Here is a 13,271-nt window from a genome sequence, read left to right as displayed (position 1 = left end):
GATCACCGCGGGCGCCTGTCCTCAAAACTATCATTCAGGTTCCTGCTCAACTTCCGCCTGTTACAGCGCGGCGCGCCCCGCCAGGCTCCATAAATATGATGTGTCGGCAATAGGATGGATGATCGTGACCAACCCCATTGCTCCGGGCGATTCCCTGAGCCGACGCGAAAAGCTTGTTTACATCCTTCTCCTGGGCGCATTGACTGCCTTGGGCCCGTTCACCATCGATCTCTACCTGCCGGCGTTCCCGGCGCTGGAAGAGAGCTTTGGCGTGTCTGAAGCGGCTATCCAGCTGACACTAACGGGCACGACGGTCGGCTTCGGCCTCGGCCAGCTGGTGGTTGGTCCCTTCAGCGACAAGTTCGGCCGCCGCATGCCTTTGATCCTTGCGACAGCGCTGCATATCGGTTCCTCGGTGGGCGCAGCGCTGTCCACGGACATCGGCTTGTTGTCCCTGTTCCGGGTGTTGATGGGAATCGGCGCGGCAGGTGGCGGTGTGGTGGCCATGGCGATGGTGCGGGACCTGTTCCACGGCTACTCGATGGTCCGCATGTTCTCCAGGATGTCGTTGGTCAACGGCCTGGCGCCGATCCTGGCCCCGGTAATCGGTTCGCAGCTCCTCCTGGTCCTGCCGTGGCCCGGCATCTTCTACTTCCTGGCTGCCTACGGAACGCTGGTGATCGTGGCGTCGATCTTCTTCATCAAGGAGACCCTCCCGGCGGAACAGCGCGGAAAGTCCACCGTGACGGTGCGGCAGCGCTATAAAACCGTACTGACTGACCGTATCTTCCTTGGCATGTTGCTCGTGGGAAGCCTCAATTTCGGCGGCTTGTTCGCGTACCTGTCCGCTTCTACCTTCCTTTTCCAGGAAGTGTACGGTTTCTCGCCGCAGGAATACGGCCTGTTGTTTGGCGTGAACTCCTTGGGAATTGTGGCGGGCGTACAGATCAGCTCCCGGTTGATCAAGAGGGTTGCACCGCAGTGGATCGTGGCCGCCGCAACAGTGTTCATGGTGGGCATGGCGGGACTCATCATCGTCCTTGACCTCCTTCATGTTGGCCTCTGGGGCATCCTGATCCCGCTCTGGTTCTACATCTGCGCTACGGGCTTCATGTTTCCCTGCGTACAGGTGCTCTCACTGGCCAACCACGGCGCCCAAGCGGGAACAGCAGCGTCCCTCCTTGGCGCTGCGCAATTCATGATGGCCGGCATTGTTCCGCCGGTGGTCGGTTGGCTTGGCGTGAGTTCGGCGGTCCCAATGGGTGCCGTCCAGGCGGTATGCATCACGGGTGCCATCGCAGCCCTTTGGTTGGTGGTGCGGCCGCGGTCTGTCCCCTCCATTCATTAGGACCTGCCCGTAGGCTGTCATCATGACCAGGAAACCGCACCGCAATGGCAGGGGACTTTTCCTCGGCGCCTTGCTTGGCGCCGTCGTCGGGGCGCTCATAGGCCGAGCCGCCGGAAGTGCTGTGTTCGGGGCCCTGCTTGGGGCCGTCATTGGTGCTGCCGTGCTGTACCGGGTGAACCCCGGGCCCTGGAACAGGGACTGACCCCGGCGTCCGTTCCCACCCGAAAACCCTCCCCTTCCGGCGTCGGGCAAGGCAGAATGGTGGCCAGCCGGGGTAACCCGTGCTTCACCGGTGAAGGGGACATCACATGAGTGCGGCTGTGGGACTAAGGGGAAACGCCGGCGGCTTGGGGGCGCTTCGACGAGTACCGCTGACAGTGGGACTCGCCGTGTTCCTGTGGCTCATTGGAGCGGCGACGGCGAGCCTGCTCGCGGGCCCGCCCGAACCCCTTCTGGAGCAGGTGGGCCTGGGACTGGCCGTCGAACCCGGTCCGTGGTGGTCGGTGTTCACTTCGGCGTTTTTTTCGACGTCCCTTGTGGACTATCTGGCCTGCAGTGTGGTGGTCGTGGTGGGTGTCGGGATCGCCGAGCGCACCATTGGTCCCTGGCTAGCGTTGGCAGCGTTCGTTTTGGGCTCGGCACTGAGCGCCCTGGTCGTGGTGGCGTTGGTGACCTTCGGCACCGACAACAGCGACCAATGGCTCAGTTTCCTCGGTGGCGAATACGTTGTCGGCGCTTACGGCGGCGCGGCTGCGGCCTTGGGATGCTCGACGGCGGCACTTGAGTCGCTGTGGCGCCGTCGCTTGCGGACGTGGCTGCTGGCCGCAACGCTCATGTTCGCCCTGTTCGTGGGCGTCGCCCAAACACTTCAGGCCCTTGCGGGCGCCGTGATCGGCATCCTCGCGGGGTGGGCCGTCCGCGCTTGGGTCCTCCGGCGGCCGGCCGGGTCCCTTCACTCCTCAAGTCTTCGCGAAACGCGCTTTCTGGTGGGCACAGTGGTGGGGGTCTTCGCTGTCGGTCCACTCCTCACCCAGCTCACAGGGACCTTGGACATCGGTCCGCTGTCAGTAGTTTCCGAGGTCATGCTGCAGGCCAGTCCCGGGGCTGATGAAGTCCAGGAAGCGTGCGATAACGATAAGAGCTGCATCACGCTGCAGGGTGTGGTGGGTGTGCAAAGTTTCGGGGCCACTATCCTCACGCTGATCCCTGTGTTGCTGCTCCTGGTGTGCGCCGAGGGGCTCCGCCGTGGCCGCCGCCTGGCATATCGCCTCACGCTCGTCGTCCAGGTGTACCTGGCGGTGGTGACCGTCCTGTCGATCCTCCAATACCTGACGGACCCGGAGGTGAACGTGGGCGAAGACGACCTGGGATACCTGTGGCTATATGCCGTGCCTGCGGTCCTCGCACCCCTGATCATTGTGGCGTTGCTTGTGGCCAACCGGCACAAGTTCCATGTCGAATCCAGCGACGCCGGGTACCGCGTCCTGGGGAGGACTACCGTCGTCCTCGCGGCAACCGCCGTGGCACTTTACGTACTCTTCTGGTTCCTCGAGGGCAACTCCACCCGTTCGTCGTTGTGGGATCTCGCCGGCCAACTGACGCACATCCTGATTCCCTTCCCTGTTCCCTTCGTGGTGGAACTCCCCCAGGGTTTGCTGAGCACGGTGTTGTACGGACTGGGTGGCGACGCCATCTGGCTCTGCATCCTCTTGCTGGTCCTGAACAACTACCAGCGGTTCCGGACCCTGGCGAAGGACCCGGCAGCGGACTTGGGACACGCCCGTGAACTCCTGCATGATGGCGGCGGGACTTTGTCCTGGATGGTCCTCTGGGATAACAACCACTACTGGTTCACCCCGGACAGGAAAGCCGGCGTTGCCTACCAGGTACACAACGGCGTGGCGATCACTGTGGCAGGGCCGTTCGGCGCGGCAGGGCACCTGGAGCAGGCAGCAACAGGTTTCGTGGCCCACTGTGCCGCCCTCGGCCTGACGCCTTGCTTCTACTCAGCAACGGCGGAGCTGGATACGGCGCTCCTCCCCCGCGGTTTCCGCAAGCTGGAGGTAGCCGAGGAAACCCTCCTCAATGTCCACTCCATGACGTTCAAGGGAAAGGAATGGCAAAACGTCCGGACCGCCCTGAACAGGGCGGAAAAATTGTCCATCAGGGATCAGTGGTACCACTACTCCCAGATGCCGCCCGGGATCAGGGCCCAGTTGGCCGAAATCTCCGAGGAGTGGGTGGCGGACAAAGCACTCCCGGAGATGGGCTTCACTTTGGGCGGCTTGGACGAACTGAAGGATCCCGAGGTCCTTTGCTGCGTGGCAGTGGACGATGAGGGCTTGGTCCATGGCGTCACGAGCTGGCTGCCGGTCTTCACCGACGGCACCGTGTCCGGGTGGACCCTGGATTTCATGCGCCGCCGGACCACGGGGTTCAAGGGCGTCATGGAATTCCTGATCGCATCTGCCGTCAACCACTTCAAAGACGACGTGCCACAGATCTCCTTGTCAGGCTCCCCGCTGGCGAACGCCGGCAATGACCCGGGCGACGGCGACCACACTGCCTTGGACCGGGTCCTGGCGATGCTGGGGAACGCTTTGGAACCCATGTACGGCTTCAAGTCGCTGGCGGCCTTCAAATCACGTTTCCAGCCCGAGCACCGCACGCTGTACATGTACTATCAGGATCCCTTGGCGCTGCCGTCTATCGGCCTGGCTGTTGGCTCGGCCTACCTTCCGGGATTGTCTCCGGCACAAAGCGCTGGTTTGCTCCGGCAAATGGTGGCCAGGGAGCCCGCATGACGGCGGTGGAGCCATGAACGGCACGCCGCGGTCATGAACGAACTCCTGAAACTTGAGATCAGCGGCCCCTTGGTGATGACCATCGCTGTTGCCATCGGCGCCGGGGTCTTCCTCTTGCTGTTCCTGCGGCCGTCCGCCCGTTGGGTGGTCACCGCCGTCACGGGTATAGCCGTAGCCGCTTTGCTGGGTTGGCTGATCGTCTGGCTCGTGGAAGACGTCATGGATGTCTTCCACGTTGGATTGACTCCCCGCGTGTGGTTCTGGGCGATCACCGGCTTCGGGGCCTTGGGCCTGTCCGTGGTCAGCTTCCGCCACAGTCCCCGCTGGCGGAAAGTCGTGGCTGCCCTGTCCATCCCCGTGTTCCTCCTGGTGACAGCGCTGGGCATCAACACGGAGTTCGGCCTCAACAAGACACTGGGTTCGGCGTTGGGAATCTCCACAGAAGGAGCCATCCAGTTGAGCAAACCGGATCCGGACGCTTCCGTTCCGGCCGGACCCCTCTGGCAGCACTGGAAACCGCCGGCAAACATGCCGGCCAAGGGCGAGGTGGGCACACAGGTCATCCCGGCCACCGAATCCGGCTTCAACGCCCGTCCAGCCGGGATCTACCTGCCACCGGCAGCCCTTACGGAGAACCCGCCGCACCTGCCCCTCTATGTCCTGATGATGGGACAGCCAGGGCTTCCGGACCCCCAGTACGTCTCCACCGCCTTGGATGAATTCGCAGCGAAGAACAACGGGCTGGCGCCGATAGCCATCGTGGCCGACCAGATCGGTCCCGATGAAAACGACAATCTCTGCCTGGACACCCCCAAGTACGGAAACGTGGAGAAGTACATCAACGTGGACGTCGTGAACTGGGCGAAAGCCAACCTGAACATCCTTCCCGACCGTGAGCACTGGACCATTGCCGGATACTCGAATGGCGGTCAATGCGCCATTTCGTTCGCCGCAAAGTACCCCACCATGTGGGGCAACGTGGTGGATATCTCCGGTGAAGAATTCCCGGGGGCGGAGGATCCCGCCGGCAACCTCAAAGAGATTTTCGGCGGCAACCAGGCAGCGTACGATGCCCAGAAGCCGATCAACATCATGAGAGGCAAGCAGTTCCCGGACACTACCGCTGTCTTCACGGTGGGCTCGGACGACGTTACCTATGTTGCCGCCGCGAAGGCTGTGTCCGCGGCTGCCCGGGAATCCGGAATGACAGTGACCTACTACGAAGTGCCCAATGGCGGCCATGTGGGCATCGCCCTCAACGCAGGACTGACCAAGGGGTTCGACGTGCTCTACCCGCGGCTGGGCCTGTCCCGATAGGCAGCCCTGTTGCCGGCACGCCGCCGGCGATAAAGTTGAGATGTGCCACATTGGCAAGAGCTGCAGCCGCTTCCGGCACCCTGGCAGCGTCGGGATGAGCGCATCCTGCCGCTGTGGTGGGACAGGCTGTGCTCCGTAACCAGTCCGCAATCCGCGGCGCTCTACGCAGCCGGCCTTTTCACGGACGACCGCCGCAGGCCGATCGCACAATGGTATAACCCCGAGGCTGATGCAGCGCTGTTGGTGGCCCCCGAGACTTCCCCGGAGTGGCCGGTACAGCGCTTCGGAATTTTCTACGCCCCTCCCGGCGGCGGTTTCACGCGCGTGTACTCCGCACCGCACGAGTGGCATCCACGCGAACCCCGGACGCCGCCCACCGAGCAGGAAGCCTTCCTCTCAGCCGTGGCAGAGGCAGCGCGGTTCCTGCAAGTGGAGATGGATTTCGTCTAAAGAAAATGGACCCCGCACCAAGCCTGTTGGCCGGTACGGGGTCCTCTCGCTCCTCCGACTGGACTTGAACCAGTAACCCTTCGATTAACAGTCGAATGCTCTGCCAATTGAGCTACGGAGGAATGAAGCGGTTATGACTTTAGCAAAGGTTTACCCCGAATGCGAAATCGGGAGCGATACCCCCAGGGGGTATAAAAAATTCCCCCGTTCCGCAAGATCGGAACGGGGGAATTGTGCGCTCCTCCGACTGGACTTGAACCAGTAACCCTTCGATTAACAGTCGAATGCTCTGCCAATTGAGCTACGGAGGATTGAAGCGGTAACCAGCTTAACAGGGTCCCGCCGGAAAACGAAATCGAGCCTCAGGCCTCCATGCGCAGGGACCTGCGCTGTATCTCGAGCTCCATGAGTTCACGGTGCAGACGCTGGACTTCTTCCGGATACGCCGCAGCATCAAGGCGCTGCAGCTGGCCCATTTTGTCCGCCTTGATCCGCGTGATCTGCAATTCGAACAACCGCGCCAGGATGTCCCTGCAGTACCGCTGCATCGCTTCCGGCGTGCTGGCTGGCAAGGGTGTCACCGCCAGCTCCGATACCAGCGGCCGAAGCGGTTCGGGGACTTCCTGCCGGATCTGTTCCACCCACGCCACAGGGTCGGCTGCCTGGGCCAAACCGGTAGCCCGTATGGCGGCGTGGACCGCAGCATAGGCGGGCGTTGCGAAGTGGGACACCTCGAATCGTTCCCAAGCCACTCCACCCAGCACTGCGGGCTCCTGCAGGACGACTTCGAGGGCCTGGCGCTCCATCCCCGCCACAGGATCGCGCGGGTCGGGACGATGAAAAGCCGGGCCGTTCGACGGCGGTGCTGCCGCCGTCGTCGTGGGTTGTTCGGCCTGGCCGCCGGAAGCGGCTCGCTTGGCTGCAGCGCCGACGTACCGGCTCACTTCCTCGATGGGCATCCCCAGCCAACCCGCAAGCTCACGGGTGTAGGCAGGGCGGAGGCCGGAATCGCGGATCTGCGCCACCACAGGCGAAGCTTCACGCAACGCGGCAACACGCCCTTCCACGGTGTCCAGGTTGTGCTTTCGAAGGGAGGCACGGATGGCGAATTCAAACAGTGGCTTCCGGCTTTGGATTAGCTCGCGCACCGCGGCGTCGCCCTTGAGTTGGCGAAGATCACACGGATCGGCGCCCGTGGGCTCCACAGCCACATAGGTCTGGGCCGTGAAACGCTGGTCTTCCTCGAAGGCCCGCAACGCGGCCTTCTGTCCGGCAGCGTCGCCATCGAACGTGAAGACCACCTCTCCCCCGGTGCCGTCGTCGGAAAGCAGCCGTCGCGCAATCTTGATGTGTTCGGTGCCAAACGCCGTACCACAGGTGGCTACCGCCGTCGTGACTCCTGCCAGGTGGCACGCCATGACGTCCGTGTACCCCTCCACGACCACCAGTTGGCGGTCCTTGGCGATATTCCTCTTGGCGATATCGATGCCGTAGAGGACCTGCGACTTCTTGTAGAGCGTGGTTTCGGGGGTATTCAGGTACTTGGGTCCCTGGTCTTCCTCGTAAAGTTTGCGGGCGCCAAACCCGATGGTGTCCCCGGCGATGTCACGGATGGGCCAGATCAGCCTGCCGCGGAAACGGTCGTAGATCCTCTGCTGGTTTCCGGGTCCCCCGGCGGAAAACATTCCGGTGAGCTTCAACTCAGCATCCGTGAAGCCGCGTCCCCGCAACTGCTTCAGGAGCGAGTCCCAGCCTTGAGGCGCGTAACCGACGCCGAAGTGTTCCGCGGCAGCGCGGTCGAAACCGCGGCCATCCAGGAAGTTGCGCCCCTCCGCGGCGCCCGGCGTCAGAAGCTGGGCGCGGAAGAACTCATCGGCGATTTTGTGGGCATCCAGGAGCCGCTGTCGCTTGCCGACTTCCTCCCGGCTCGGGCCGGTACCGCCGTCCTCGTACCGCAGCTCATAACCGATCCTCGCGGCCAGCTTCTCGACAGCCTCGTGGAAGGAGCTGTGGTCCATTTTCTGGATGAAGGAAATGGCATCGCCGTCCTCACCACAGCCGAAGCAGTGGTACCTGCCCACCTGGGGCCGGACAGTGAACGACGGGCTTCGCTCATCGTGGAAAGGACAGAGGCCTTTGAAGCTGCCCAAGCCGGCGCTTTTCAGCGTGACGTAACCGTCAACGACTTCCTTGATATCCGTGCGCTGACGAACTTCGTCGATATCTTCACGTTTGATCAAGCCAGCCACGTGACCATCCTAGTGCCTACCACAGCGACGGCAGGCTCCCCACCAAACGCTCATACATTGCCAGCGCGGAGCCGTCAGTGAGGGAGGCCACCTGGTCTATGACCACGCGGAGCCGGGCGGAATCGTCGACGGCGGCACGCCAGTCAGCGGCGAACATCGGCTCCAGATGCCGGTCGCCCGTGGCGTTCAGGACGCCCACAAGAGCGTGGAGCACTTCACGCTGGCGCTCATAGACCGGTTGCCGGTGATCGGTGGAGATCACAAAGGTGGTGGCGAGGCCCTTCAGGACCGCGATTTCCGTCACAGTCTCTTCCGGCACCATCAACTCTGCCCCGTAGCGGGTCAGGTTGGCCGGGCCGAAATGGTCCCTGGTGGTCTCCATCGCGCTTTGGCAGAACCGGCCGATCAATTGGCTGGTCATGTCCTTCAGCGCGGCCATGGATTTCCGGCTGCCATCCGCCTCGCGGACCCACACCTTTGTCGCTTCCAGGCGGGCCAGCGCAGCGTCAATCTCCGCGGGATCGTTGTGCGGGAGGTACCACTGCTTGGTGTACCCCACAACGCGTGCACGATGATCGGGGTTTTCCATCCACTTAAGCTGGAAATGGCCGGCGACGATCGCGTCTTCCACATCATGGACCGAGTACGAGATGTCGTCGGCAAGGTCCATGACTTGCGCCTCGATGCAGGAGCGGTTGCCGGGAGCACCCTCGCGGAGCCATTCGAACACGGGAAGGTCGTCCTCGTAGGCGCCGAACTTGCTGGTGCGGTGGCCGTGGATCACGGGGGCATCGACCGCCGACCACGGGTATTTGGAGGCCGCATCCAGGCTCGCACGGGTCAGGTTCAGGCCGGCGGGCCTGCCATCGGTGGTGAAAACCTTGGGCTCGAGGCGCGTGAGCAGCCGCAAGGTTTGGGCGTTGCCTTCGAAACCGCCGATGGCGTGGGCAACCTCGTTGAGCGCCGACTCTCCGTTGTGTCCGAAAGGAGGGTGGCCGAGGTCGTGGCTCAAGCAGGCCGTGTCAACAACATCGGGGTCGCAGCCCAGTGAGCGGCCGAGTTCCCGGCCCACTTGGGCGACCTCCAGGCTGTGAGTCAACCGCGTCCGCACAAAGTCGTCCGTATCCGGGGCTACAACCTGGGTCTTTGCGCCAAGCCTGCGCAAGGCGGACGAGTGCAGGACCCTAGCCCGGTCCCGTTCAAAGTCGGAGCGGTAGGTGTTCTTGCGCGGCTCTTCGACCCACCGCGCCGAATCCGCTTCGGTGTAGCCGGGAATCGCCAGCACGTAGTCGTGCGCCGTGTCCGGACGGCCCAGCGTCGCTTCTGTTCCCATGGGTGTCTGCCTCCTTCAAGCGCCGTCGTGTGGTGCCTCTTGAGCCAGTCTTGCACGTGTGAGGCTAGCCGCCCGAAACGTCCAGCTCTGCTGCCGCAATGTCCGCGCTCTGCTCAGCGTTCAGCCGGCGGCTGTCCAGCCAGTCCTTCGGCAGGGCAGGGCGCTTCGGGGAGCCTGCGCGGCCGCGGGGTCCTTCCGAGTCCACGCCCGGATAGGGCAGGTCCATGTCCAGCTCGTCCAGGAGTTCCCGCAGGACTTCGAGGGTGGGCACGGTTGCCAGCCTGGCACGCAACTCCCCGCCCACCACATAACCCTTGAAGTACCAGGCCATGTGCTTGCGGATCTCCCGGAGCGCCTTGTATTCGTCATTGCCAAACGTCTCAACCATGAGCTCCGCATGCCGGTAGACGCCCTCGGCGACTTCCCGAAGACCCGGACGGTGGCGCTTTTCGCTGCCTTCAAACGCTGCCTGGAGGTCTCCGAACAGCCACGGCCGGCCCTGGCAGCCGCGGCCCACCACCACGCCGTCCACGCCGGTTTCCCGGACCATACGGACCGCGTCCTCCGCGGACCAGATGTCGCCGTTGCCCAGCACCGGGATGTCCGGCAAAGCCTCGCGAAGGCGGGCGATCGATGACCAATCGGCCTGGCCTGAATAGAACTGCGCAGCCGTCCGGCCGTGGAGTGCGACGGCGGCAACACCGGCATCGCGGGCAATCCGGCCGGCGTCAAGGTAGGTCAAATGATCGTCGTCGATGCCCTTGCGCATCTTGATGGTGAGCGGGATCCCGCCCTTGGACGCTTCCTTCACGGCGGTCTGCACGATCGATGTGAAAAGGTCGATCTTCCACGGCAGCGCGGAACCTCCGCCCCGGCGGGTGACCTTGGGCACGGGGCAGCCGAAATTGAGGTCGATGTGGTCCGCGCGGTCTTCCTCAACAAGCATGCGGACGGCGGCGCCCACGGTCTTGGGGTCGACTCCGTAAAGCTGCACGGAGCGGACTTTCTCGTCGTCGTCGTGCGAAATGATCCGCAGTGACTCGGGCGTCCGCTCCACGAGGGCCCGCGATGTCACCATCTCGGCCACATACAAGCCGCCACCGTATTCACGGCAGAGCCTGCGGAAGGCCGAGTTGGTAATCCCTGCCATGGGAGCAAGGATCACCGGGGTGTCCACGGTGATCCCGCCAAGCTTCAAAGGCGGGAGCTCAAGCTTGGGAGTAGGAGGCGTTGCTACAACAGTCACCCATCCATTGTCGCAAATCGGGGCAAATCGGCCGTTGGGCGTGGACGGGGCCGCTAGGGTGCGGGGTCCACCCCGTCCCCACGGCGCTCGGCTTCCCGTTGGGCGCGTCGGCTCCCCGGGCGGGCCGGCTTGCCGCCCGCGCGTGGCGACTCGCCCCCGTCGAGCCTTTCTTCGCTGCCGGCACCCAAGCGATCGGAACTTACGACGGCGGCAGCTGCAGCCAGCGCGCCGGTGTCCTCTACGTCGTCAGGATTCACGGAGGAAATCGGCGCTGCCTTCTTCACTCCGGTCGCCTTGACCACCAGCACGGCAATCAATGTTGTTACGGGGATCGCAAGGACGAGGCCTATGGAACCAACGAGTGTCCGGATGACTTCTTCGGACAACTCCGCGCTCGTCAGGGCTTCAGCGAGCGGCCGGTCGTAAAGCATCACGATGATCAGGATGGGCAGGGCAGCACCGGCATACGCGAAGGCGATCGTGTAAACGGTGGAGGCGATGTGGTCCCGGCCGATCCGCATGGCCGAGGAGAAAAGCTTGCGCGCACTCGTGTTCGGCGCGAGCTCGTACAGTTCCCAGACAGCGGAGGACTGGGTAATTGTGACGTCGTTCAGCACACCTAGACCGGAGATGATGAGGCCGCACAGGATGATGCCGGAGATCGAGATATTCCCCGACATGTTCACCAAGGTGGAGGCGTCATGGTCCCCTACACCGGCCAAATTGGCGGCGTCGGTGGCCCACGCCGCGAGCAACGCAGTAATTCCCAGGCCGAAAATGGTTCCCAGCAGCGCCGTGGATGTCCGTGCCGAGAATCCATGGGCGAAATACAGGACCCCGATCATGATCACCGTGGACCCTACCAAAGCCAGCAACAGTGGCGGCTTGCCCTCCACAAGGCCGGGCAGGATGAAACTGACCAGCACAACGTAGGCGCCAACAAGGCCCAGCAGCGCACGGAAGCCGCGCCAGCGCGCCACCGCGATCACCACCGCCGCATACAGCACAGCCAGGAGGGCAATCGGCATGCTGCGCACGAAGTCGACAAAGACATAGGATGGCGCTCCGCTGCCCTGGGACGCCCCTTGGACTCCTGAAAGGTTCAGGTAGCGGATGGAGTCGCCCACATCCACGCCATGGGACTTCGCGACGTCGGGGTTGATGACCACTTTGACGGGTTCCCCGCCGTTGTCCGGTTCAGTGAAGGCGAAGGTGCACTCCGAGCCTGTCTGGCCTGTGTCCGTTTGGCCGGGTACGGACTGGCCCGTCTGCGTGCAGCTTTCCTGCACCACCCGTTGGATCTTGCCGGTGTCGAACGTGACCCCCGGAGCAGCCTGGTAGGGACTCGCGAACGAAATCCCTTCCCGGCTGCCCGAGGGCCACATGACGATCATGGCCACCAGCGTCAACACACCCAGCGGCACAAGCACCGCCGCTAAAAGCCAATTCGCCCTCTTGCGCGAGGCTATTGCCTGCGGAGTCGGCTCGGAACTTTCAGAATGACCGTGGGAGTGACCGTGGCCCATCAGACGCAAAACCTCATGCCTCAACCCTACGCGGGTCAGTCGCTCACAATCAGCGTGTCCGCACCACGGACGTGGGCCTTGCCTGATTCCAGCAAGGGCTCAAGGACGTTGCGCAGCGCGGTCATGGACTCATCCACTTCCAGCAGCACAGGATGCTGGTACGCAATGAGTGCCAGCAGGTCCCGGACGGCGGACTCCGCCTCCTCCCCCGAAAGCTGAGGCTCGTGCCCCAGGAACACATCCGAGGGCTCGTCGGATTCGCCATGCGCATAGCTGATCGCAAACGCCTGGATCCTGCCCTTTTTGGAAGCCGGCACGCCCTGGCCGAACGCGCTGGCCCTCGGTGCCCGCAGCACAATGGCTCCATGCGCTCCGGTGAGGTCATGCAGGAAGAGCCTCTGGACTGTGGCAATGCTGAGCTCACCGGGGCTGTCCCAGTGATGGACAGCGGAATAGTAGCGGCCCACAACGTCGCTCAGTTCCACCGATCCCGTGGCGAGGTCCTCCACACGCTCGGAAGCGGCTTCCTCGGAGCCGTCGCCGAACCTCGGCAGCTTCAGCGGCTCCGGGGCGACCACCACAAGTTGTGACCGTTGGATGGGACCAAGCCCGGCCGCCTCGGCAAAGGCGGCGCCGGGCGTACCCGGCTCCACTTTGCTGCGCAGCTTGGAAACGCCCGACGGCGAGTTCCCGGCTTCGCGTCGCAGCATGGTCAGCAGGGTCGCGCCGATTCCGTTGCGCCGGTGGTCCTTGGCAACTTCGACGTACGCCCAGAGGCGTTCCGGATGGAGCGAAGCCTCATGGACTACGCCGGCCGCCACGGGAATGCGGACGCCGTCAACGACGTCCTCGGCCACGATGCAGCGGCGCCACGGCTGGTTGCCCGACGGCGCCAACGCTGCGCGGAACTGCTCTGCGGGGAGGGTTTCAGGGTCGCCCCAGATCTCCAGGAGGGCGAGGTCGTCGCCCTCCTTCCACTCGCGGTATTCCAGCGCCAC

General features: G+C 63.7%; 10 protein-coding genes and 2 tRNA genes. 5 read left to right on the top strand and 7 right to left on the bottom strand.

Annotation, left to right across the window (positions count from 1 at the left end; all coding sequences use genetic code 11):
* Positions 1 to 118: 118 nt before the first annotated feature.
* From AB0N65_RS08545 to AB0N65_RS08525, 5 genes are all read left to right on the top strand, one after another.
* Entirely contained in the window at positions 119 to 1,348 is a 1,230-nt protein-coding gene (locus AB0N65_RS08545) for a multidrug effflux MFS transporter (RefSeq protein WP_364160098.1), read from the top strand.
* A 22-nt stretch (positions 1,349 to 1,370) separates the two neighbouring features.
* Positions 1,371 to 1,550: a glycine zipper domain-containing protein gene (locus AB0N65_RS08540; RefSeq protein ID WP_364160096.1), complete on the top strand. Its 180-nt coding sequence runs from the start codon at positions 1,371 to 1,373 to the stop codon at positions 1,548 to 1,550.
* Between the two features lie 106 nt (positions 1,551 to 1,656).
* On the top strand, positions 1,657 to 4,152 hold the full coding sequence (locus AB0N65_RS08535; protein WP_364160094.1) for a DUF2156 domain-containing protein: 2,496 nt from the start codon (positions 1,657 to 1,659) through the stop codon (positions 4,150 to 4,152).
* 33 nt (positions 4,153 to 4,185) lie between these two features.
* Complete coding sequence (locus tag AB0N65_RS08530; protein WP_364160092.1) at positions 4,186 to 5,469, top strand: alpha/beta hydrolase-fold protein; 1,284 nt, start codon at positions 4,186 to 4,188, stop codon at positions 5,467 to 5,469.
* A gap of 42 nt (positions 5,470 to 5,511) precedes the next feature.
* On the top strand, positions 5,512 to 5,919 hold the full coding sequence (locus AB0N65_RS08525) for a hypothetical protein (RefSeq protein ID WP_364160090.1): 408 nt from the start codon (positions 5,512 to 5,514) through the stop codon (positions 5,917 to 5,919).
* A gap of 49 nt (positions 5,920 to 5,968) precedes the next feature.
* Here AB0N65_RS08525 and AB0N65_RS08520 read toward each other — a convergent pair.
* The 7 genes from AB0N65_RS08520 to AB0N65_RS08490 all read right to left on the bottom strand — a co-directional run bounded on the left by AB0N65_RS08520 (position 5,969) and on the right by AB0N65_RS08490 (position 13,271).
* Positions 5,969 to 6,041 (bottom strand) — tRNA-Asn (locus AB0N65_RS08520).
* Between the two features lie 116 nt (positions 6,042 to 6,157).
* A tRNA-Asn gene (locus tag AB0N65_RS08515) sits at positions 6,158 to 6,230 on the bottom strand.
* Between the two features lie 51 nt (positions 6,231 to 6,281).
* The gene (dnaG, locus tag AB0N65_RS08510) at positions 6,282 to 8,168 is read right to left on the bottom strand and encodes a DNA primase (protein WP_364160088.1); all 1,887 of its coding nucleotides are present in this window, start codon (positions 8,166 to 8,168) and stop codon (positions 6,282 to 6,284) included.
* A 16-nt stretch (positions 8,169 to 8,184) separates the two neighbouring features.
* Positions 8,185 to 9,501, bottom strand: a complete 1,317-nt coding sequence (locus AB0N65_RS08505) for a deoxyguanosinetriphosphate triphosphohydrolase (protein WP_364160086.1) — start codon at positions 9,499 to 9,501, stop codon at positions 8,185 to 8,187.
* Between the two features lie 64 nt (positions 9,502 to 9,565).
* The gene (gene dusB, locus AB0N65_RS08500) at positions 9,566 to 10,747 is read right to left on the bottom strand and encodes a tRNA dihydrouridine synthase DusB (RefSeq protein WP_364160084.1); all 1,182 of its coding nucleotides are present in this window, start codon (positions 10,745 to 10,747) and stop codon (positions 9,566 to 9,568) included.
* A gap of 53 nt (positions 10,748 to 10,800) precedes the next feature.
* Positions 10,801 to 12,273 carry a YibE/F family protein gene (locus AB0N65_RS08495; protein WP_364160082.1) on the bottom strand — a complete coding sequence of 491 codons (1,473 nt, stop codon included), beginning with the start codon at positions 12,271 to 12,273 and terminating at the stop codon, positions 10,801 to 10,803.
* A gap of 35 nt (positions 12,274 to 12,308) precedes the next feature.
* Positions 12,309 to 13,271: a GNAT family N-acetyltransferase gene (locus AB0N65_RS08490; RefSeq protein WP_364160080.1), complete on the bottom strand. Its 963-nt coding sequence runs from the start codon at positions 13,269 to 13,271 to the stop codon at positions 12,309 to 12,311.

Source organism: Paenarthrobacter sp. NPDC089322, assembly GCF_040684895.1.
Taxonomy (GTDB): Bacteria; Actinomycetota; Actinomycetes; order Actinomycetales; family Micrococcaceae; genus Arthrobacter.
Note: the sequence above shows the minus strand (reverse complement) of the source record. Positions and strands in the feature narration are given on the sequence as shown.